Source organism: Leeuwenhoekiella sp. LLG6367-2.1 (assembly GCF_045055775.1).
Lineage (GTDB): Bacteria > Bacteroidota > Bacteroidia > Flavobacteriales > Flavobacteriaceae > Leeuwenhoekiella > Leeuwenhoekiella aequorea.
In genome coordinates this window covers 2,644,003-2,666,627 of sequence record NZ_CP159331.1, presented here as the reverse complement: position 1 = coordinate 2,666,627, position 22,625 = coordinate 2,644,003, and the positions used below count along the sequence as shown (strand labels likewise).

The 22,625-nt window shown below is 36.2% G+C and carries 16 protein-coding genes; 12 read left to right on the top strand and 4 right to left on the bottom strand.

Going from position 1 to position 22,625, the window contains the following annotated elements:
- Window positions 1–8: 8 nt before the first annotated feature.
- Window positions 9–926 carry a metallophosphoesterase gene (locus ABVM53_RS12010; protein WP_405326320.1) on the bottom strand — a complete coding sequence of 306 codons (918 nt, stop codon included), beginning with the start codon at window positions 924–926 and terminating at the stop codon, window positions 9–11.
- A 145-nt stretch (window positions 927–1,071) separates the two neighbouring features.
- On the opposite strand from ABVM53_RS12010, the gene ABVM53_RS12005 reads away from it, so the two are divergent.
- From ABVM53_RS12005 to ABVM53_RS11995, 3 genes are all read left to right on the top strand, one after another.
- Window positions 1,072–2,067 (top strand): alpha/beta fold hydrolase, encoded by a 996-nt coding sequence (locus tag ABVM53_RS12005; protein ID WP_405326318.1) that lies wholly within the window; start codon window positions 1,072–1,074, stop codon window positions 2,065–2,067.
- A gap of 61 nt (window positions 2,068–2,128) precedes the next feature.
- Window positions 2,129–2,725, top strand: a complete 597-nt coding sequence (locus tag ABVM53_RS12000; RefSeq protein WP_405326317.1) for an RDD family protein — start codon at window positions 2,129–2,131, stop codon at window positions 2,723–2,725.
- 83 nt (window positions 2,726–2,808) lie between these two features.
- A complete protein-coding gene (locus ABVM53_RS11995) occupies window positions 2,809–3,252 on the top strand; it encodes a 3-oxoacyl-ACP synthase (RefSeq protein ID WP_405326315.1) in 444 nt (147 codons plus the stop codon).
- An 87-nt stretch (window positions 3,253–3,339) separates the two neighbouring features.
- Here ABVM53_RS11995 and glyA read toward each other — a convergent pair whose 3' ends face one another.
- Window positions 3,340–4,614 carry a serine hydroxymethyltransferase gene (gene glyA, locus ABVM53_RS11990; protein WP_405326312.1) on the bottom strand — a complete coding sequence of 425 codons (1,275 nt, stop codon included), beginning with the start codon at window positions 4,612–4,614 and terminating at the stop codon, window positions 3,340–3,342.
- A gap of 109 nt (window positions 4,615–4,723) precedes the next feature.
- Here glyA and fahA point away from each other — a divergent pair, with 109 nt between their 5' ends.
- Window positions 4,724–6,016, top strand: a complete 1,293-nt coding sequence (fahA, locus tag ABVM53_RS11985) for a fumarylacetoacetase (protein WP_371456091.1) — start codon at window positions 4,724–4,726, stop codon at window positions 6,014–6,016.
- A 94-nt stretch (window positions 6,017–6,110) separates the two neighbouring features.
- On the opposite strand, the gene ABVM53_RS11980 is transcribed toward fahA, so the two are convergent.
- The gene (locus ABVM53_RS11980) at window positions 6,111–7,118 is read right to left on the bottom strand and encodes a 3-oxoacyl-ACP synthase III family protein (protein WP_405326309.1); all 1,008 of its coding nucleotides are present in this window, start codon (window positions 7,116–7,118) and stop codon (window positions 6,111–6,113) included.
- Window positions 7,119–7,287: 169 nt separating this feature from the next.
- Here ABVM53_RS11980 and ABVM53_RS11975 point away from each other — a divergent pair, with 169 nt between their 5' ends.
- The 8 genes from ABVM53_RS11975 to ABVM53_RS11940 all read left to right on the top strand — a co-directional run bounded on the left by ABVM53_RS11975 (window position 7,288) and on the right by ABVM53_RS11940 (window position 21,807).
- Window positions 7,288–9,738 carry a prolyl oligopeptidase family serine peptidase gene (locus ABVM53_RS11975; protein WP_405326306.1) on the top strand — a complete coding sequence of 817 codons (2,451 nt, stop codon included), beginning with the start codon at window positions 7,288–7,290 and terminating at the stop codon, window positions 9,736–9,738.
- Window positions 9,739–9,947: 209 nt separating this feature from the next.
- A complete protein-coding gene (locus tag ABVM53_RS11970) occupies window positions 9,948–10,925 on the top strand; it encodes an acyl-ACP desaturase (protein WP_371456088.1) in 978 nt (325 codons plus the stop codon).
- Window positions 10,926–11,053: 128 nt separating this feature from the next.
- Window positions 11,054–12,547: a M20/M25/M40 family metallo-hydrolase gene (locus tag ABVM53_RS11965; RefSeq protein ID WP_405326303.1), complete on the top strand. Its 1,494-nt coding sequence runs from the start codon at window positions 11,054–11,056 to the stop codon at window positions 12,545–12,547.
- 315 nt (window positions 12,548–12,862) lie between these two features.
- A complete protein-coding gene (locus ABVM53_RS11960; protein WP_405326300.1) occupies window positions 12,863–13,282 on the top strand; it encodes a hypothetical protein in 420 nt (139 codons plus the stop codon).
- A 155-nt stretch (window positions 13,283–13,437) separates the two neighbouring features.
- The gene (locus tag ABVM53_RS11955) at window positions 13,438–14,787 is read left to right on the top strand and encodes a DEAD/DEAH box helicase (RefSeq protein WP_371456085.1); all 1,350 of its coding nucleotides are present in this window, start codon (window positions 13,438–13,440) and stop codon (window positions 14,785–14,787) included.
- Window positions 14,788–14,963: 176 nt separating this feature from the next.
- The gene (locus tag ABVM53_RS11950) at window positions 14,964–15,446 is read left to right on the top strand and encodes a hypothetical protein (protein WP_405326297.1); all 483 of its coding nucleotides are present in this window, start codon (window positions 14,964–14,966) and stop codon (window positions 15,444–15,446) included.
- Between the two features lie 151 nt (window positions 15,447–15,597).
- A complete protein-coding gene (locus ABVM53_RS11945; protein WP_405326295.1) occupies window positions 15,598–18,297 on the top strand; it encodes a prolyl oligopeptidase family serine peptidase in 2,700 nt (899 codons plus the stop codon).
- Between the two features lie 258 nt (window positions 18,298–18,555).
- On the top strand, window positions 18,556–21,807 hold the full coding sequence (locus tag ABVM53_RS11940) for a PDZ domain-containing protein (RefSeq protein WP_405326293.1): 3,252 nt from the start codon (window positions 18,556–18,558) through the stop codon (window positions 21,805–21,807).
- A gap of 85 nt (window positions 21,808–21,892) precedes the next feature.
- Here ABVM53_RS11940 and ABVM53_RS11935 read toward each other — a convergent pair whose 3' ends face one another.
- On the bottom strand, window positions 21,893–22,600 hold the full coding sequence (locus ABVM53_RS11935; RefSeq protein ID WP_405326291.1) for a peptidoglycan DD-metalloendopeptidase family protein: 708 nt from the start codon (window positions 22,598–22,600) through the stop codon (window positions 21,893–21,895).
- Between the last annotated feature and the right edge of the window lie 25 nt (window positions 22,601–22,625).

Sequence of the window (22,625 nt, the reverse complement as noted above, 5' to 3'; positions counted from 1 at the left end):
TGCGTCGATTATATCATAATCGTATGATTTGAAGCTCGTTTATACCCCTCTATTTTGATATGAGTAGAGGTAATCTCTACGATACTAAAAGCATTATTTTCAACACCTTCGTAATCTACCATTCCCAATTGCGTGATATATTGAATACCGTTAAATTCCTGATAATCTTCGGTATGTACATGTCCTTGGAAACAAGCTACAACCTGACCATGAGCTTCTAGTAATTTCTGGACTTCCTCATAATTGGTTACATGAAATTTAGCCTCCTCTTTGTAAAATTCGTATAACGGATGATGGCAAAATACAACAGTTGGAATTGACCAACTTTCCAATTGATCTGCTAACCAGTTCAGTTCTTTCTCCGGAATATTAGCATTTTCCCAGTCTGAGCCGTTAGCGAAAAAATGAGAGGTTCCATCTGCATCATAATTTGCATCTAAAACAATAAATCGCATTCCGTTTGCTGTAAATGCATAGTAACTTTCTGCCTTTTCCTGCCCAGTATTTGCGATATGATTTAGAAACTGTTGCTTGGTAATACTATCTACATCGTGGTTTCCTAGAGCGTGGTATTTAGGACCCTTAAATTTTTGAAACACCGCTTCTACTTTGTCAAGATAATCCAGTGTATCTGCTGGCTGAGCACCAGTATCCTCATCTTTAAAGTCTCCCAGATGAATAATAAAATCTAAATTTTGTGTGTTAAGGCTATCAATAGCCTCTTGCATTTTAGGAATTGAATCTCTATAAAATCGGGTTCCTGCAGGTTCGCGATCTGCATAATGCGAATCAGTGATAATGCCAAAACGAAGTATAGAATTTTGCTTTTCAGAACTAAATATATATCCCGGCATTGTCAAAAGTGTAGTGCCTGTGAGTGCAAAAAGTTTCAAAGAATTACGCCTGCTTATTGTTAATTTATCCATTTCAATATTACTTAGGAGTAGAATATATAAATTCTACGATTCAGCCTTCAGCTGCGATATTTAAAGATATATTAAAGTGTTGAAGAGCTAAATAAGATTTTGTAATCTTATAAAAAATATCCTTCACTCACTTAAACTTTCCGTCGTGAAAAATCTCCTACTTCCGCTTTTTATCGTTTGTGTTTCTATAGCTTCCGCTCAAGAGAATTCATTAGAATTACTAGATCTACAACTCAACAATTATGAATATCCTTATGAGACTGAAACTATAAACATCTCCGCTCAAAATCAAGAGTTAGAAATGGCTTTTATGGATATTAAACCAAAGAATTATAACGGGAAAAATATAATGCTACTTCACGGTAAAAACTTCAATGGTGCATATTGGAAAACCACGATTGAAGCGCTGACTGCTGAAGGATATCGGGTTATAGTTCCTGATCAGATAGGATTTGGTAAATCATCTAAGCCAGAAACTTTTCATTATACGTTTCAGCAACTTGCATTAAACACAAAAGCTGTTTTAGATAGTATAGGGGTTTCTAAAACCGCAGTTTTAGGTCATTCTATGGGTGGTATGCTGGCAACACGATTTGCCTTAATGTACCCTGAAGCAACAGAGAAATTAATTCTTGAAAACCCTATAGGTCTCGAAGATTGGAAATTAAAAGTGCCATACAAACCGGTAGAATGGTGGTATGAGAACGAACTTAAAAAAGACTATGCTTCAATAAAAAAATACCAACTGGAAAATTACTATGATAGCAAATGGGATCCTGCTTATGATGAGTGGGTTAATTTACTGGCAGGATGGACGCTCAATTCGCAATACGAGACAATCGCCTGGAATGCTGCACTTACGTATGATATGATATTTACGCAGCCGGTAGTCTATGAATTCCCTGAAATACAAGTACCTACCCTACTTATTATAGGAACCCGAGATCGTACAGCTTTAGGTAAGCCTCTTGTCTCAAAAGAAGTAGCAAGTACAATGGGACTCTATGATAAACTAGGTAAAACCACCCAACAGAAAATCCCTAATAGCCGCTTAGTCGAGATCGAGAACACTGGCCACCTTCCGCATATAGAACGGTTTGAGAAATTCATTGTTCCACTTAAAAATTTTTTAAGAGAGTAAGTCCAAGTATTTTGATAGAAGTCAATAACTTCAACATCTTAAAAATTAAGAGTAAGAGAATATGGCATCGTTTAATACGCCTAAAGCAGGTATGCACAAATACACAGATAAAGAACTGGTAAAAATTGTTACTGTTGAAGTGCATAAATTTGAACCAGAACAAGTAAAAGCAGCAGAAAGCGAACTAGCAAAACGAAAAATAAGTAAACTTAAAATGGCTGAACTGGTAAAGGCAGCTACTTTAGACAATAGTGCTGCACTTAATATACAAAGTTATGTAACCACAACAGGTATACGTTTTGTAAACTTCATAATAGACTTTTTTGCGTTTGTTATACTGGCTATCTTAGGAAGTTTGCTTTTAGATTCGATCTTTACTACAAGCGATACGCAGCTGCTTTTAACCACTGGCTATGGTTTAATATTTGTGATTTTTATGCTCTACTATGGTGTTTCGGAGTTCGTATTTCAGAAAACACTAGGGAAGTATTTCACTAAAACTAAAGTGGTAACTAATAAAGGTGAAAAGCCAGGTATAATGACAATTCTCATACGTACCCTGTGCAGACTTATACCTTTTGATCGCTTGTCATTTTTGATTTTCAAAAAAGGCTTTCACGATAAATTATCTGAAACGCAAGTGATTAAAGATGCCTAAATTTTTATTCTTAAATTAAAATAAACAACGATGTAGGTGATTTGTTTTAGCTTAATTTCGCCGCCTCTAATCAAAAACTGGCAATGTTAAAAAAAGAACTTATTCAAGAGCTTCGTGAAAAATTAAACAAGCGTCTTGAACAATTGCGGGAAACCAAAGCAGGTCTTATAGAATCTCGTGAAAGCGATGGCAAAAGCAGTGCAGGCGATAAATATGAAACTGGTGTTGAGATGATTCAACAAGAGATGGAGCGCACTCAAGGTCAAATTGATCAAGCTGAAAAACAAAAAGAAATTTTAAACCGTATAAGTTTAACTCCTAATGCGGTTATAGGAGAGGGAAGTCTTGTAATTACTGATAAGGCGTCTTACTTTATAGGTATTCCTTTTGGAGAATTAAAACTAGCTACCGGTAATATATATTGCATATCTAGCGCATCACCTATGGGTGAAGTTTTGAATGGAAGCCAAGCGAATGACAAAGTAAAATTTAGAGAAGATTATATTACTATAAAAGAGATTCTTTAAGACTTACAAAATTTATAATCTCTAAGAAAAATTAAATAAAAAAACCGATGCTGCAGGCATCGGTTTTTTTATTTAATAGATAACTGATTAATGTTTAAATAATGGTCTGTGACCCATCATTTCATTCACCTCATCAGCAATAGATTCTAGTTTATCGTCATTATTAAAATTAATAAGAGCAGCATCAATAAGATCTACAACTTTTTTCATATCAGACTCAACAAGACCTCGTGTAGTTACTGCTGCAACACCTATACGCATTCCCGATGTTACAAAAGGAGAACGGGTATCAAAAGGCACCATATTTTTGTTTACAGTAATATCTGCTTTGCCTAAAGCTTCTTCTGCATCTTTACCAGAAATATCTTTATTTCTAAGATCAATTAACATCATATGATTGTCGGTTCCGCCAGAAATGATATCATATCCTTTCTCAACAAAAGCAGCAGCCATAACCGCAGCATTTTTCTTAACCTGAACCATATAATGTAAGAAATCATCTGTAAGTGCTTCTCCAAAAGCAATTGCTTTAGCAGCAATAATATGCTCTAGAGGTCCACCTTGATTTCCTGGAAAAATACCACTGTCTAGTAAAGAAGACATCATACGCAGATTTCCATTCTTTAACGTAATACCAAATGGATTTTCAAAATCTTTACCCATTATAATTAAGCCACCACGAGGACCACGTAATGTTTTATGCGTAGTGGTTGTACAAATATGACAATGAGGTACAGGATCACCTATAATACCTTTTGCAATTAAACCGGCAGGGTGCGCCATATCACACATTAAGATTGCACCTACTTTATCTGCAATCTCTCTAAAACGCTTATAATCTATTTCCCGACTATATGCAGATGCTCCTGCGATAATCATTTTTGGCTTTTCTTTTACAGCAAGCTCTTCAATCTTATCATAATTAAGCAATCCCGTTTCTTTATCTACTCCGTAAAATACCGGATTGTACAAACGACCTGAAAAATTTACTGGAGAACCGTGTGTTAAGTGACCACCGTGTGATAAGTCAAAACCTAAAAAAGTTTCTCCTGGCTTCATTACTGCATGAAAAACAGCTGTATTTGCCTGAGATCCAGAATGCGGTTGAACGTTTGCGTATTCTGCATTAAAAAGCTCTTTAGCGCGCTCAATGGCGATCGTCTCTACCTCATCTACCACTTCGCAACCACCGTAATAGCGCTTGCCAGGGTAACCCTCTGCATATTTATTTGTTAATACAGATCCTGCAGCTTCCATAACTTGCTCGCTGACGAAGTTTTCTGAAGCAATCAACTCTAAACCATTAAGTTGGCGTTGTTTTTCTTCTTGAATTAGATCAAAGATTTCGGTATCCCGTTGCATGCGCTATAAAGTTTGTTAAATTAGGTTCAAAAGTAGTGAATACATGCCTTTGGTACTATTTTAATTCTATATTTGAAATGAGCATTTACTAACATTTTATCAAAAATCTATGCCCTCAAAGACTAACGATCCAAAACGTAAAACCTGGTTAGAAACATCTGCAGATACAGATTTCCCTATTCAAAACATACCATTTGGTGTATTTTTAACCAGAGATGACATTATCACTATAGGTACGCGTATAGGTGATTTTGCCATAGATCTGGGAGCTTTACATCAGTTAGGGTACTTTAGTGAAATCCCCCTTACAGACGATATTTTTTTACAAGACAGCTTAAATGATTTTATTGCAGATGGTCGTAAAACGTGGCGGGCGGTACGCAATCGTATATCGGTAATATTTGAAGCAAATAATGCTGAGTTACGTGATCGAATTGAACATCGGGAGCGCGTAATATTTGCGATGGATGAAGTAGAAATGCAACTGCCTGTACAAATAGGCGATTACACAGATTTTTATAGTAGTAAAGAGCATGCTATTAATGTAGGATCGCTATACCGTGATCCTCAAAATGCGCTTTTACCTAACTGGATGCATTTACCTGTTGCCTACCATGGTCGTAGCAGCTCAATTATACCTTCAGGTATTTCGGTACATAGACCACAAGGTCAAAAATTACCTAACGGTGCTACAGAACCTATATTCGGACCATCACGCCAACTCGATTTTGAGTTAGAAATGGCTTTTATAACTACAGATGCTAATGAACTGGGGCAACCTATTCCAGTAGATCAAGCCGAAGAATATATTTTTGGATTGGTATTATTTAATGATTGGAGCGCTCGTGATATTCAACGTTGGGAATACGCACCTTTAGGTCCGTTTTTAGGAAAGAATTTCGCTTCTTCTGTGTCGTGCTGGATCGTAACTCTGGATGCTCTGGAGCCTTTCCGTACTGCAAGTCCCAAGCCTGAAAAAGAGCTATTACCTTATTTACAGTATAGTGGCAAGAAAACTTTTGACATTAACTTAGAAGTAAGTATAAAACCTGAAGGTAAAGAAGAGACAGTTGTTACAAACTCAAACTTTAAACACTTATACTGGAATATGAGTCAGCAACTCGCACATCACACCGTAAACGGATGTCCCGTAAATAGTGGAGATATGATGGGAAGCGGCACAATTTCTGGCTCTGCTCCTAAGTCATATGGCTCTATGCTTGAGTTAAGTTGGAAAGGTTCTAAACCGGTTAAGCTTAATGACGGTGGAGACCGAAAATTTATTGAAGATAAAGACACGGTAATTATGCGCGGTCATTGTGAGAAAGAAGGATCTGTGCGTATAGGTTTTGGTGAGGTAAAGACAAAAATTCTTCCTGTGTTTAAACCAAAGAAAAAATAACAAACAACCTATAAACAAAAAAAAAGAGCAACTTCGTTGCTCTTTTTTTTTACACTAACTTTTATTCAGCTTTTAGTTCTGAATAACTAATAGTTTACCATTTTATAATCGCACTTGCCCAGGTAAAACCACTTCCAAAAGCAGCCAAAACAACTGTATCTCCTTCTTTTATTTTTCCGTTTTCCCAAGCTTCAGTCAAAGCAATAGGAATTGAAGCTGCTGTGGTATTACCGTATTTCTGAATATTATTATATACCTGATCATCGTTTAAACCAAACTGTTTTTGAACAAACTGAGAGATTCTCAAATTGGCCTGATGCGGTATAAGCATATCAATATCTTCAGACTTAAGCTTATTTTTCTCAAGACCTTCAATAATAACTTCTGAAAAACGAACAACAGCATTTTTAAATACAAATTGGCCGTTCATATATGGATAATACGGTATATCTTCTTGTGGATTTTTTTCTATTAGCTCCGGAACCCATTCCATAGTACTAGGTCCTTTTAAAGCAAGCTCTAAGGCGTGCTTACCCTCACTATGTAAATGTGTAGATAAAATACCTTTAGCATTATCTTCTTCACGTGTAAGTACTGCAGCTCCCGCCCCATCACCAAATATAACTGACACGTTACGACCCCGAGTAGTCATATCGAGCCCACCACTGTGATTTTCTGATCCTATAACCAACACATTTTTATACATACCTGTTTTAATAAACTGGTCTGCTGTAGAAAGTGCATAAATAAAACCACTACATTGGTTACGTACGTCTAGCGCAGGAACTGTACGCATATCAAGCATCTCCTGGACTTGTACACCACAACCCGGGAAATAAAAATCTGGACTCAATGTAGCAAATACAATCATATCTATATCTTGAGCCGTCATATTTGCACGTTCAAGTGCAATTTTTGCCGCTTTTACACCCATTATAGCGGTACTGTTTCCATCGCCTTCTTTAATATGACGTCGTTCTTCTATACCGGTACGCTCTTGTATCCAAGCATCATTTGTGTCCATTATTTTTGACAAATCATCGTTTGTCACTATATTTTCAGGTACATAAGCACCCATTCCTGCAATTCGAGAATTATACATAGAGTAGTTAATATGAGAAATAATTAATAGTACCAGAATTTCTGGTGTCATAAACCGTGGAAAGATACAGATTCTGCAATTTTAAATGCATCTTTGGGGTTGCCTTTAGCTATGCGCGCATAGTATTTAGAATTAATTATTTTTCATAAATTGGTTCAAAATCCATCTCATGAAAAAAATATCCTATTTTGCTTTAATGCTATTTCTCACAACCCCCCTATTTTCACAAGAAAACCTCGATTATCAAAAACCTCCTAAAGAAATTCTAGATCTCGTAGATGTGCCCAGAGCACCTGCTGTTGTTATGAATTCTGAAGGTGATACGATGCTATTACTTTACCGTGATAGTTATAAAACCATTGCCGAACTTTCTGAAGAAGAACTACGCTTAGGTGGTTTACGTATCAATCCTAAAACCAATATAGGAAGTAGAACTATTTTCTATAATGATGTGAAAATTAAAGGGATTGAGGAAACCGAAGCGCGATCTATATCGGGTCTGCCTCAAAATCCGTTACTAAGTAATTTTACGTGGTCTCCAGATGAAACCAAAATGGCACTTACAAATACCACAGATAGTGGCGTTGAAGTATGGATTCTTGATCTTCAAACCGCAGCTGTTTCAAAACTTACCGATGCCACTCTCAATGCTAACATGGGTAATCCTATTGGCTGGTTTAAAGATGGTAAAAGTTTATTACTTAATATGCTTCCTAAAGAGCGTAAGCAATTAATTAATACTGCAGAAGCTGTTCCTACAGGGCCTACAATATCTACGAGTGATGGTTCAAAAGCTCAGAACCGCACATATCAAGATTTACTTCAAAATCCTAATGATATTTTCAACTTTGAACAATTAGCTACTTCTACTCTTGTAAAACAAGAATTAAGTGGTGCATCAAAGCAATGGGCTTCAGCAGATATGTATACAGACGTATCATTTTCTCCAGATGGAAAATATATAATGACTACTACTATTCACAAACCCTTTTCATATATCGTTCCTTACAATCGCTTTCCTGAAACTGTAAGCGTGTACAAAGAAGATGGAACACTGGTGAAAGTGGTTAATGAAGTTCCGCTAATTGAAGAGCTTCCTCAAGGATTTATGGCTACTCAAACCGGAAAACGTAATCTATCGTGGAGAGCAGATGAGCCGGCAACTCTTTACTGGGCTGAAGCACTTGATAAAGGAGATCCAGAAGTAGATGTACCTTTTAGAGATCAAGTTTACATACAAAAAGCGCCATTTACTGAAGCTCCAAAAAAACTCGTAAAGACAATTAACCGTTTTAGAGGTATTAGCTGGGGTGATGATAAAACTGCTATTGCGTACGATTACTGGTGGAACACACGTAATACCAAAACCTACGTATTTGATCCATCAGGCAAAAGCAATGAAGGAAAAGTACTAACAGACCGAAACTATCAAGATACGTACAGCGATCCAGGTAATTTTGTTACTGAAGATAACGCATATGGGAAGCCGGTGCTTACATTAGTAGATGGAAATGCATTTTTAATAGGTGATGGTTTTAGTGAAAAAGGACAGTTTCCTTTTATAGATAAGCTGAATCTTAAAACCCAAAAATCTAAACGTATCTATGAATCTGAATACACAGATAAATTAGAAAATCTTCAGGATGTTTTAGACATCAAAGAAGGAAAGGTATTAGTGCGTATTGAGGCGCCTACCGAATATCCTAATTATTATATAAGAGATCTGGATGACAACAGTCTTACTCAGATTACACAGTTTGAAAATCCGTTTAAAAGTATTCAGGATGTTCATAAAGAGGTTATTAAATACAAACGTGAAGATGGTTTAGAGTTATCGGGTACGTTATACCTGCCTGTAGGTTATGATATGGATAAAAAGGAGAAGAAACCAATGCTTCTCTGGGCATATCCTACCGAGTTTAAAGATAAAAACAGCGCAGGACAGACTACTTCAAATCCTAATGAGTTCACCTATCCTTACTATGGCTCCATGGTTTACTGGGTTACGCGTGGTTATGTAGTACTTGACGACGCTTCATTTCCAATTGTAGGTGAAGGAGAAACAGAACCTAATGATTCATTTAGAAAACAATTAGTAGCAAATGGAAAAGCTGCAATTGATGCCGTTGATGCTTTGGGTTACATCGACCGAAATAAAGTAGCAGTTGGTGGTCATTCTTACGGAGCATTTATGACTGCAAACTTATTATCGCATTCAGATTTGTTTGCTGCGGGTATTGCTAGAAGTGGTGCATACAACCGTACCCTTACCCCTTTTGGTTTTCAATCTGAAGAACGTAATTATTGGGAAGCTCCAGAAGTTTATAATACCATGAGCCCTTTTATGCACGCAGATAAAATGAAAACTCCTTTACTCCTTATACACGGGGTTGCAGATAATAACAGCGGAACTTACCCTTTACAAAGTGAACGCTACTTTAATGCACTAAAGGGCTTAGGTGCTACTGCCAGATTGGTAATGCTTCCTAAAGAGAGTCACGGCTATGCAGCAAAAGAATCAATTTTACATATGCTTTGGGAACAAGACCAATGGCTTGAAAAGTATGTTAAGAATCGAGAGTCTAATGAAATTAAACAGAAAGAGCAAATAAAAAAATAACCACTTTCAAACTGCTGCTGGTAACCAATTAAATGATTACCAGCAGTTTTTTTTATACTAAAAACTGATTAGATAAATTATTCGTATCTTATAGTAAAAAAGTAGAAGTTCTAGCTCTGTTAATTGCTATGCGCGCATAATAAGAATTGATGTAAAATAGTTCCTAAACCGTCTAAAACTGCTACATTTACTAAAATTTTTCCGAGAAAATGAAATTATCTAATATACGTCTCGAAGTGATGCAAACCATAGGTAAATCTATGGATGAACTTATAGGGACCTACCTCAAATCAATTGATGAAAACTGGCAGCCTACAGATATGCTTCCAGATGCTACAAATCCCGAATTTATTGACGAAGTCAAAGAGATTCAGGAATTATGCCGCGAGATGGATTACGATTTATTTACGGTACTTGTAGGTGATACGATTACTGAAGAAGCCTTGCCTACTTATGAATCCTGGTTAATGGGAGTACAAGGTGTAGATCAAGTAAATGGTAACGGATGGTCTAAATGGGTACGCTCTTGGACTGCTGAAGAAAATCGTCACGGAGATCTGCTTAATAAATACTTATACCTATCCGGTCGCGTAAATATGCGTGAGATGGAAGTGAGTACGCAATATCTAATTAGCGATGGTTTTGATATAGGTACCGGTATGGATCCTTACAAAAACTTTGTATATACCAGTTTTCAAGAACTTGCTACAAATGTATCACACAGACGTGTAGCTTCGTTCTCTAGAAAATCTGGTAATAAGCAATTAGCAAAAATATGTAATATGATTGCTAAAGATGAGGCACGTCACGCTTCTGCTTATATGGAATTTGTACGCCGTATTTTTGATCTAGATCCTAGTGAAATGATGATCGCTTTTGAAGCGATGATGCGTAACAAAATTGTTATGCCGGCTATGTTTTTAAGAGAATCTGGCCAGCAAATTGGTCAGTTATGGGAACATTTTTCTGATGCTGCACAACGCTCTATGGTTTACACCACACAAGATTATATTACGATTTTAAAATCACTGGTTGCAGATTGGAAAATTGAAGATATTAAAGGTCTAAATGATAAAGGTGAGCGCGCACGTGATTACTTATTAAATTTACCAGATCGTCTAGAGCGTATTTCGCAACGTATCGTGGTACCAAAACTAGATCACAAGTTTAAATGGATTGCTAGTTAATTAGTGATTTCAAATTATATAATAACCCTGAGCAACAGTATGTTTCTCAGGGTTATTTTTTTGTACCTTAACCTGAACAATCTATTCAAAAATATCCAAGATTAATCTACTATAAGAGCTCCTTTTTTATGAAGTTATTTTTTACGGTTTTACTTTCTCTATACAGTATGTTGGGATTTTCTCAAACGCTAATTGATGATGAAGGTTTAAGAAAAACTATACTTCTTCATAAAGATCTTGTAAGCATTCCCAATCTACCTGAAGATGAAGATCGTATGCTTCAAAATATCAACTGGGTTGCCCAGAGTTATGAGGCCTTAGGTTTTGAGACAACATTATTGCCTTCAAGTACGCTCCCACTCCTATTGACTGAGAAAGTTTATGATCCTAAACTCAAAACCGTCTTGTTTTATTTTCATATAGATGGTCAGCCGGTAGATAAAGCAAACTGGGATCAATCAGATCCATTTACACCGGTTCTTAAAACCCAAGACGCTACCGGCACATGGAATAAGCTAGATTGGGATGCACTTGATGGTTCTATAAATGATGAATGGCGGGTTTTTGCCAGAGCCGCAGCAGATGACAAGGCTCCTATAATAATGCTACTTGCTGCTTTACAAAAAATGAAAGAAGCGCAAGTGGTACCAAAATTCAATATTAAGGTCATTTTTGATCCTGAGGAAGAATATTCCTCCTCGGCATTATTATCTACACTTTCGAAATACAAAGATCAGTATAAGGCAGATTACTTTATTGTGATGGACGGTCCTGCTCACGATTCTAATAAACCTACCATAACCTATGGTTGCAGAGGTATTGTTACCTGTTCTATTACTACTTACGGAGCTAAACTGCCGCAGCATAGCGGTCACTTTGGAAATTACGTTTCAAACCCCGTCTTTGCTTTAGCCGACTTGTTATCGAGTATGAAAAATAATCAGGGAGAAGTGCTGATAAAAGATTACTATAAAGGGATTACCATAACACCTGAAATTAGTGAAGTATTAAGGAGTGTGCCTTACGATTCTACAGAATTTAATAATCAACTAGGGATTTATACTTCAGAAAAAATAGGTGCTAATTATCAAGAAACGTTACAATACCCTTCCTTAAATATTCGTCAGATCGGCACTTCATGGACAGGAGAAAATTTAAAGACGGTTGTTCCGGAATTTGCAAAAGCCGATATCGATGTTCGACTTGTTCCTGAAACAGATGCACAGGATCAATTAGAAAAAATTAAGAAACACATCAGAACCCAAGGTTTTCATGTGATTGATAGAGATCCTACAGATAGTGAACGTAAAACGTATGCTAAAATCGCAAAATTTACAGGAAGCTCAGGGATAAATAGTTTTAGAACAGACCTTGATAGTGAATTCGGTAAAACTATTGCTTTGACTCTTACCAAAGCTTTTAATGAAGAGCCTATTAAAATTAGAATGATGGGAGGCACGGTTCCAATTGTTCCTTTAATAAATGAATTAAATATTCCAACTCTTATAATTCCAATGGTTAATATGGACAATAATCAGCATAGTCCTAACGAAAACATTCGTATAGGAAACTTACGTCAGGGAATCTTAATATGTGAGGCAATTTTAAGTGTAAAACTTTAGAAAACAGAAATTAAAAAAATAATTTATGGTAATAGAATTTGAAAAGAAAAGCTTGTTGATTTTGTAAATCTAGAATCAAGAAAAATGAAGTGGTAAGTATTTCAAGTAGTCGAGAGTCTTGGAATTATATACACTTTCTATGGTTTTATAAATCAGCTATATAAATATATTTAGTATTTTTAGAAAGCGATGTACAAGATTAACAAAGCACCAGGCGTGTATCATAACTCAGCAGTGAATTAAACTATTGCCTAGATGGTAATTCGTTTGAATCTATGAAATTCGTTAGGACATAAAAGACGTAAGATTAATTGTATGAAAATTAAATTCAAGAAAAAAATACTTTACTCTAAATTAATTTTAGGTCTCATATGCCTGATAATAGCGCCAATAACCCTATTGAGAAATGAGGACTTACACTGGTCAGATTACATATATTTTATAATAGGTCTGCTTTACCTTACGCACTATGCTTACGACGTTACTCATCAGTATTTAGAAATTGAAGATGGTGTAATTAAGAAAAATAGTCTGTATGGTTTTCGTAAAAAATTGAATTTAAAAGATATTGATACAATTAAAAAATTCGCCGGAGATTATACGCTTAAATCATATGATACTGAGTTGAAAATCAAAACTTCAATTATAGAAGACCATTCGCTTACATCTCTCGTTAAAGTTTTATCAGAACTTGATCTACCGCAGGAAAAATCCCCGTTTGTAAGTATTTCATAAAGCAGTACTGCATTTTTTTTTACTAAATACTGTGCGTTTCTATTTCTCATCGATTAGAACTTTCAATATTCCTCAACCCCCTACAAACCAACGTTTTCTGTTAAAGCTGTAATAAGCATTAAGATTAAGCGTATCTTTGCTACTTATTATATTTTATGACATTTAAAGAATTAGGTCTTATAGACCCTATCCTTAAGGCATTAGCCGAAAAAGGATACACCCATCCTACCCCTATTCAACAACAAGCGATACCGGTACTTTTAAGAGGACAAGATTTATTAGGTTCTGCACAAACAGGAACTGGTAAGACCGCAGCATTCACAATACCTATATTACAACAGATATATAACAATATTGGCTCTGGAAAAGGCGGGCGTAAGCTCAAGGCACTTATAATAACGCCTACCAGAGAACTTGCAATACAAATTGATGATAATGTAACCGAGTATAGCAAATATACCGGCATAAAAAGCACTGTTATTTTTGGAGGTGTTAAGCAGGCTTCTCAAGTATCTGCAATGCGCAAAGGTGTCGATGTATTGACAGCAACTCCAGGTCGCCTTCTCGATTTAGTTAAGCAAGGATTTATAAGTTTAAAGGATATTGAATATCTGGTGCTCGATGAAGCAGACCAGATGCTTGATATGGGTTTTATACACGATATTAAAAAAGTACTTAAACTAGTTCCTCACGACAGACAATCGTTATTCTTTTCGGCAACAATGCCTAAAGCAATCGTAGATCTTTCTAAATTAATTTTAGGAGATTTTGAAAAAGTAAGTATAGCTCCAGAAAAGCCTACGGCAGAACGTGTAGATCAAGCCGTTTACTTTGTAAGTAAAAAAAGTAAGCCTAAATTATTAAAGCATCTTATTGAAACAGAAAATCCGGCTACGGTTCTTGTATTTTCTCGCACCAAACACGGCGCTAATAAAATTGTGAAAATTCTGGATAAAGCAGGTATCAATTCTGCTGCAATTCACGGAAATAAATCACAAGCTGCCCGTCAAAAAGCACTAAGCGCTTTTAAAGATGGTAAAACTCAAGTTTTAGTTGCTACAGATATCGCCGCACGTGGTATTGATGTTTCAGAATTAGAAATGGTGATTCAATATGACTTGCCTAACGTTGCTGAAACTTATGTACATCGTATAGGTCGTACCGGTAGAGCAAAAGCAAGCGGAGTAGCCTTATCCTTTTGCGATAAGGAGGAGCGTGCATATCTGAGAGATATTGAGAAGTTAATTAAACAAAAAATAGATGTAATTGCAGAACATCCATTTTTAATTGATGGACCTGATGATCCTTCAGATGAACCGGCTGCAAGACCGGCACGTAATAACTCGCGTAACAATTCAAGAAAAAGTAATTCACGCAATAGCTCGGGTTCTGGACGCTCACAAAATAATGAAGACCGTTCAAAGCGCCAGCCTATGACAAAAACAGCGGGTAAACCTAACAAACGTTTTGCCAGTAAACCTAAATCTAGCGGAGCATCTAATTAATTAGATCTGTAAACGTAAATTCTTAAGCCCTGATATATTTATCAGGGCTTTTTTATTTTTATAAATTCTGTAGTGTATATATAATCCAGTTAAATTTTCAGTAATTGTAGAGACACAGCGGCTTTTGAATTAGATTCTTTTTTATATTTAATCTATTATTAATGACTAAAATAATTATGAAAAAAATAATGCTATTAGGCGTGTTAGCAGCTTCAATACTAACAAGTTGTGATGACACACGTAAAGTTTTACACGATCAATACTTAGAATATGTAATGCATACAGATAGTCTGGATGTGGTGCATGATGCAATGAGCGTACGTCACGATGCGCTTAAAACAGACACCCGTACCCTATCTCAAAAGCTGAAAGATGTAGAAGAAACAGACTCTATTGCAATTGCTGATTTGGCCAAACATCAGGTTTTACTAAAGCAACAAGCAGCGTCATTGGGTAAATTGAAAAAACTAATTGAAAGTCACGCAGATGTAAAAACATATTTTATGTCAGACAGTATTTCTGTTGACGATATGGAAGCTCAGTTATTAGAGATGGAAGCTAATAATAGTGATATAGCTGCACGTCTTACAAAAATTAAAACCGAGTTGAAAATGATCGAAAAGGAACAAGAATCCTTGAAGAAACCTGAAACCCATTAAGAGTAAAAACAAATTCTTACTCCTATATATTTAAGAGTCCGTTGATTTTTCAACGGACTCTTTTTTTATAAGCATATTTCCCTTTCAAATGAACAATTGATTATTTTAGTAGCTTCAACATTTCAGAATTTATCTGCACAGAACTCTTTTTATGATTAACAAAATTACTACCGTACTTCTTTTTCTTTCCTTTTCCATAACTCAAACCTTTGCACAATCTGCGCAGGAAGATCCCAAACTTTGGACTCCAGAAGATATTATTAATACCGAATCAATGCGGTCTCCCATTTTTTCTCCAGATGCAACAATGGTAGTCTGGTCTAAACGAATTCCTGTTAAGAAGAAAGATAAATTTGTTTCTAATTTATTTGTAACCCGCTTAGCTGTAAAAGAAAAACAAGGCTATTTGACTACCCAACTTACGCAGGGAGAGGAAAATGATTATAATCCTGTTTTCTCCAAAGATGGTAAGGCAATCTATTTTTTAAGTTCTCGTGATAAAGGCAAAAAATTATGGAAATTAAGTTTGTATGGTGGAGAAGCCGAGGAAATAGAAGAATTTAAAAATGGTATTTCTTCAATACAATTAAAAGATGACCGTACGCTGTTATTTACTTCTAAAGATGGTAAAACACTATATGATCAAAATAGTGAAGAGCTAAAAGATGATGTTGAAATTATTGAAGATAGCTTACACTGGCAACCTAATCATATATATGCTTTTGATCTAAAGGACAAAGAGACAACACGTATTACAACAAATGATAAGCCCATCGAAGATTTTGTTGTTTCTAAAAATGGTAACTATTTGTATTACTCGACAGCACGCAGCTTAAGTTATGCTGTAGATGCTCAAAAAGATCCATACAATTACTTGAAGAATTTAAAAACGGGTAATACGCTTCAAATTCTCAAAGAATTTGAATTTCCCATAAGTAATGTATCATTTACTCAAGATGAATCTGGGTTCTATTTTAGCAGCGACTTTGCATCAGACCCAAAATGGAATGGAGCCGGAATTAGCGAATTATATTTCTACGATATTGCCTCACAGAAGACTCAAAAAGTAAATATTGATTGGTCATTAGGCTTAGGCAATGGTTTCAACGTAAGCGGAAATGACGTAGTTGTTTCTCTTGCTAATAAAGCGACTATGAAATTGGCATATTATAAAAAACAAGGAACTAGCTGGTCTAAGTCCGTTATAGATTTAGGTGCAAAAAACAATCACGTTACCATAGAAGCTATAGCCGATAATTCTTCAAAAGTGATCTTCTCTCACTCCACGGCTTCAAAACTTCCTCAATATTTTGTTGCAGACATAAAGGGTTCTAAATTTCAAAATGAATCCACCTTCATAACACTCAACAAAAAACTTGCAAAAAAATACATGCCCAAAAGTGAAATTATGACTTGGGTAGGTTATAATGGAGATAGCGTTACGGGAATTTTATATTATCCAAAAGAGTATATCTCTGGTAAAAAATATCCGTTAATGTTAAATATTCATGGCGGTCCAATGAGTCAGAATCTTGATGAATGGTCTGGTAGTTGGGCATATTATCCCGCTATACTTACCCAAAAAAATATGTTTGTCTTAATGCCTAACTACCACGGCTCAACAAACCACGGACTAGAATATGCTGAAGCCATTAAAGGCAATTATTATGAACCCGAATTAGAAGACATTACTAAAGGAATAGATAAACTGGTCAACGACGGCAAAGTCGATAGGGATCAAATGGGTTCTATGGGTTGGTCTAATGGGGCCATTATAACAACTATGCTCACTGTAAAATATCCAGATCTTTTTAAAGTTGCCGCTCCAGGTGCAGGTGATGTTAACTGGACATCAGATTATGGTACTTGCCAATTTGGTGTTAGTTTTGATCAGAGTTATTTTGGGGGTGCTCCTTGGGATGATACAGCAGGGAAAACCTACAATGAAAACTATTTAATTAAATCTCCTCTATTTGAAATTGAGAAAATTAAGACTCCTACTATTATATTTCACGGAAGTGAAGACCGGGCAGTTCCACGCGATCAAGGCTGGGAATATTACCGTGGCTTACAGCAAGTAGGCAAAACTCCGGTTAAGTTTTTGTGGTTTCCGGGGCAACCTCATGGTCTTGGTAAAATCACACACCAATTACGAAAAATGAAAGAAGAAATAGCGTGGATAGACACCTATTTATTTGATAAAAAACCTACGGAAAATGAAGCATTTAAAGAGGAGAGTCCGTTAGGAACTATTTTAAAACTTGCTGAAGCTAAACAACAGTCTGGCTTATACGGAAATTTAGAGAAGAATGTTCTTATTCCTGAAACTGTATTATTGAAAAAAGATTCTATTAGCCTGGGACGTTTTGAAGTAACAAATGCGCAGTTTAAAGCCTTTAAAACCGACTTTGATTATGAAGTGGGTAAAGATAATTACCCTGCTCTTGTTACAAAGTCTTCTGCCATTGATTACACTACTTGGCTTTCAAAACAAACCGAAAGCACCTACAGATTACCTAACTCTAAAGAAGCTGATGAGCTTCAGAAACTTGCCGCTAAAAATGCTAAAGAACAAAACAACCTAAATTACTGGGCAGGTTACGCATTGACTCCGGAAGATTCAAAACTTCTAAAACAAAAATTAAATGAATTGACTACATCTTTACTAAAACCTGTAGGCTCTCACAAGGCAATTAAAATCAACGAATCCTTATTTTACGATTTAGGCGGAAACGTATCAGAATATAGCGAAAATGGTAACTATGATTATAGTGCATACGATTACGCAGATCCATATGATGTAACAACAAAACCAAGCGAACATATTGGCTTTAGAGTAGTCAAGCAATAAAGTGAGTTCCTGTTATTGCTCGAAAGAATTTTAGTTAATCCCTGAATATTATAGATGGGTAAATTATGAAATTTTGAGGTTTTATAATCATAAGCTTAAAAGATAAACCTATCGCTAACAGCAAATTAAAACGCATTTATAAGCCGATTTCCTAAAATTAGGGATTTAAACTATAAATTTATAGATGCTTTTTTAAGGCTTAACTTTTTGTTTCCGGTTTGCGTGCTGCAAAAAGAAAATCAACAAATCAATCAAATTATGAAAATCAAAAAAAATCTATTTGCTCTTCTCTCCATTTCCGTTTCTTGTGTGGGTTTTGCGCAATCTGTAAATACCACAGACACCCGGTTGCTTTCAGAACCTGCAATAAGTGAAAATCACATTGCATTTATTTATGCCGAAGATCTTTGGGTTGCAGACTTAAACGGATCCAATCCGCGGCGATTAACCATCGATGAAGGAATAGAATCAAATCCCGTGTTTTCTCCAGATGGGAGTATTATTGCCTTTAGTGCAGAGTATGAAGGAAACACAGATGTATACACCGTACCTGCAACAGGAGGAGTGCCTAAAAGACTCACTTATCATCCGTATCCTGATCTTGTACGAGATTTTACACCAGATGGTAAAGAGGTTTTATTTGCATCCCAGCGGTCAATATTCACAAATAGATACACCCAGTTATTCACCGTACCATTAAGCGGAGGTCATACATCTAACGTATCTATCCCAAATGCATTTTGGGCAAGTTATTCCCCTACAGGAACTCATATTGCCTATACTCCCATTCCCGATCGTTTTAATCAATGGAAACATTATAGAGGCGGCACCCAATCACGTATTTATATTTTTGACACCGCAACTCAAGATGTTGCAGAAATTCCAAAACCTCAAAGCGGCAGCAATGATGCACAGCCTATTTTTATAGGGTCTACAGTTTATTTTAAAAGTGATCGGGATGGTGAGTTTAATTTATATTCGTATGATCTAACATCTAAGCAAATAGCTAAGCACACAGATTTTAAAAACTTTGGGCTTCTTGATCTTGATGTAAATGCAAATGGATTATTATTACTGGAACAGGGTGGATACTTACATACTTACAATCCGTCTTCAAAAACTTTAAGTAAACTTAAAATAGCAATCGCTACAGATCTTTTAGAAATGCGTCCACGCTTTGTAAGTGGAAGCGATTATGCTCGTAGCGCAAGTATTTCACCTTCCGGAGCTCGGGTAGTTCTCGACTTTAGAGGGGAGATAGTTACAGTACCTTCAGAAAAAGGAGATGTAGCTAATCTCACACAGACTCCCGGTGTTCATGAGACATTTCCGAGGTGGTCACCAGACAGCAAATCGATTGCTTTTTTCTCTGATGAAAGTGGTGAATATGCATTGCACATTAAAGATCAAAACAGCACCAATAAAGCAAAGACGGTTAAATTAAATGGTGCCGGATTCTATGCCTATTTACACTGGTCGCCAGATAGTAAAAAAATCGCTTACGTAGATAACGGTCGCAATTTATATATTACCACAGTAGCTACAGGAAAGACTCAAAAAGTTGATCAGGATATTTTATACCAGCCTGGAGAATACCGCGATTTATTTGGTAGCTGGTCTGCAGATTCAAATTGGTTGTCGTATACGATTATCACAGATACAAATTTTGAACAGGCCTTTTTATTTTCAGTAAATGAAAACAAATCCTACCCCATTTCAGATGGCTTTTCAAATGTTACAAATCCTACATTTGATCCCAGCGGAAAATATCTATACCTAACAGCCTCTACAGACGCCGGACCGGTAGTTAACTGGTTTGATCAATCTAATCAAGATATGGAATCTTCAAATTCCTTATACTTAATCACGTTGCAGAATCAAGTAAAATCTCCTTTTGCTAAAGAAAATGATGTTGAAGTGATTGAAAAGGAAGAAGAGCTTAAAACTGAAAAAGAAGATAAAGAGGAAGATAAACCTATTAAAGAATTAAAAATCGATTGGGACGGTATTCAAAATCGAATGATAGCATTACCCGTGGGAGCTGGTAATTTTGCTGCTCTTTCTTCTCCTAAAGAGGATATGCTCTATTATTTATCCTACCCCGCACACGGTGGAGAAACCACTTTACATGCTTATAACCTCACCAATCAGGAGGACGAGGAATTGTTTGCTACAGACAGTTATGAAATTTCTGCCAACGGCGAAAAAATGCTATACTATAGTACAGGTAGCTGGTATGTTTCTGATACCGGGAAAAAATCGGAGCAAGCAGAACTTGCATTAGAAAGTATTCAGGTCAAAATAGATCCTGTAAAAGAATGGAAGAATATCTTTAATGAGGCCTGGCGAGTAAACCGGGATTATTTTTACGATCCGTCGATGCACGGCGTAGATTGGAATGCAATGAAAACCAGATATGAAGCATTTTTACCAGATGTTACTACAAAAAGTGATTTATATCGTGTGATGAGCTGGATGTTTGCCGAGTTATCTGTGGGGCATCACCGTTTTGATTATACTGGTGATTCTAGAGTTGAAAAAGAAACTATAACCGGCGGATTATTAGGTGCCGATTATGTAGTGAAAAATAACAGATATCAAATTTCTAAAATTTATGGAGGGCTCAACTGGAATCCAGATTTACGCTCACCCCTTACCGAGCCCGGAGTTCAGGCAAAAACCGGCGAATACATAATTAAGGTTGATGGTGATGAAGTAAAAGCAACAGATAATCTATATAAGTTCTTTGAAAATAAAGCCGGACAAATAGTAGCTCTTACATTATCGTCAAATGCTAATGGCAGCAACGCGCATACAGAGCAAGTTACCGCATTAGATTCTGAACGCAGTTTGCGTAATCGTGATTGGGTTGAAGGAAATATAAAAAAGGTGAATGAAGCAACAGATGGTCAAGTTGCTTATGTATATGTTCCCAATACCGCTACTGGAGGTCACGAATATTTTAAACGTTATTTCTATCCTCAAGCAAATAAAAAAGCAATAATTATAGATGAACGTTTTAATGGTGGTGGTCAATTAGCAGATTATGTGATAGACCTTTTAAACAAACCCATGCAAAGTTATTGGGATTTTAGATATGGTAACGACATGAAAGCTCCCAGCGCATCTATTCAAGGGCCCAAGGTGATGCTTATAGATGAGACCGCTGGCTCTGGAGGGGATTATCTACCTTATTTATTTAGACGTAATAATCTGGGTACACTCGTAGGAAAGCGTACGTGGGGAGGCCTTGTAGGCGTTTTGGGCTATCCCGAATTTATTGATGGTGGAATTGTAACTGCTCCTAATGTTGCCTTTTATAATGAAGAAGGTTTTGGAATTGAAAATGTAGGAACTCCCCCAGATATTGAAGTAGAACAAACCCCTAAAGATGTAATAGCCGGTAAAGATCCTCAGCTTGAAAAAGCGATTGAAATTATTTTACAACAATTAAAAGAAAATCCACCGAAAACTCTTAAAACACCGGCGTACCCTGATAAAACAAAGTAAAATTCTTAAGTCAAATAAAAAAATCCTGATCTAACGATCAGGATTTTTTTTTAACTCGTAATTAAATCACAGCTATAGAAAAGATCTAGCCTTTTACCTTCGATCCTATTTTTAATACTATATCTGGATCAGGACAATTTTCCTTATAAAAAGATAGATTTCCTGCTGAAGATACACCTGGGTAATCACCTTCGTTTTGTTGTAAATCTTTAATAATCTGAAAATGCAAATGAGGTGCATAATCGCCGTTTTCTTCGGGTTTACCTAAATGAGCTATAATTTCTCCGGCGTCGAATTCTTGACCTATTTCTAATTCTAAAATTGATGCTCTGCTAAGATGACCATATAATGTAAAAAAAGAATCTCCCTTAATTGTATGCTCTAGCACTATACACGGCCCATAGTCACCATGGTTTTTGTTGTCTTTAAAACTATGCACCTTTCCTTTCACAGGTGCGAGGACGGGAGTTCCAGACGGGCACCAGATATCTATTCCTAAATGAATATTCCGTTTTAGTTGAATCTCTTGCGTACCAAAATAGAGACTTCGGTCATAAATACTTCGTTTTTCTAAATATCCTCCGTAAGCTACCTTACCTCCTGTTTTAGATAAATAAGTATCTATATAAATTGCTATAGCCTCAGCAGAGCTTGTATCTACCGAATCTATAATTGTATTTGATGTAGAAAGATCGAGAAACCGATAAACCTCAGCTCCATAAATAGGATCAACCACAGGAGTAAAGCCATTTGTAAGTCGAGATAACTCGGCTAAAAAATCTGATGCTTGCATAAATTCAAAAATACAATTCTAATAA

Excerpts from the sequence above, each read along its gene's own strand:
- ABVM53_RS11995 (WP_405326315.1), top strand. The coding sequence starts at position 2,809 with ATGTTAAAAAAAGAACTTATTCAAGAGCTTCGTGAAAAATTAAACAAG.
- fahA (WP_371456091.1), top strand. The coding sequence starts at position 4,724 with ATGCCCTCAAAGACTAACGATCCAAAACGTAAAACCTGGTTAGAAACA.
- ABVM53_RS11935 (WP_405326291.1), bottom strand. The coding sequence starts at position 22,600 with ATGCAAGCATCAGATTTTTTAGCCGAGTTATCTCGACTTACAAATGGC.
- ABVM53_RS11940 (WP_405326293.1), top strand. The coding sequence starts at position 18,556 with ATGAAAATCAAAAAAAATCTATTTGCTCTTCTCTCCATTTCCGTTTCT.
- ABVM53_RS11960 (WP_405326300.1), top strand. The coding sequence starts at position 12,863 with ATGAAAATTAAATTCAAGAAAAAAATACTTTACTCTAAATTAATTTTA.
- ABVM53_RS11970 (WP_371456088.1), top strand. The coding sequence starts at position 9,948 with ATGAAATTATCTAATATACGTCTCGAAGTGATGCAAACCATAGGTAAA.
- ABVM53_RS11975 (WP_405326306.1), top strand. The coding sequence starts at position 7,288 with ATGAAAAAAATATCCTATTTTGCTTTAATGCTATTTCTCACAACCCCC.
- ABVM53_RS11980 (WP_405326309.1), bottom strand. The coding sequence starts at position 7,118 with ATGTATAATTCTCGAATTGCAGGAATGGGTGCTTATGTACCTGAAAAT.
- glyA (WP_405326312.1), bottom strand. The coding sequence starts at position 4,614 with ATGCAACGGGATACCGAAATCTTTGATCTAATTCAAGAAGAAAAACAA.
- ABVM53_RS11945 (WP_405326295.1), top strand. The coding sequence starts at position 15,598 with ATGATTAACAAAATTACTACCGTACTTCTTTTTCTTTCCTTTTCCATA.
- ABVM53_RS12000 (WP_405326317.1), top strand. The coding sequence starts at position 2,129 with ATGGCATCGTTTAATACGCCTAAAGCAGGTATGCACAAATACACAGAT.
- ABVM53_RS12010 (WP_405326320.1), bottom strand. The coding sequence starts at position 926 with ATGGATAAATTAACAATAAGCAGGCGTAATTCTTTGAAACTTTTTGCA.
- ABVM53_RS11955 (WP_371456085.1), top strand. The coding sequence starts at position 13,438 with ATGACATTTAAAGAATTAGGTCTTATAGACCCTATCCTTAAGGCATTA.
- ABVM53_RS11950 (WP_405326297.1), top strand. The coding sequence starts at position 14,964 with ATGAAAAAAATAATGCTATTAGGCGTGTTAGCAGCTTCAATACTAACA.
- ABVM53_RS11965 (WP_405326303.1), top strand. The coding sequence starts at position 11,054 with ATGAAGTTATTTTTTACGGTTTTACTTTCTCTATACAGTATGTTGGGA.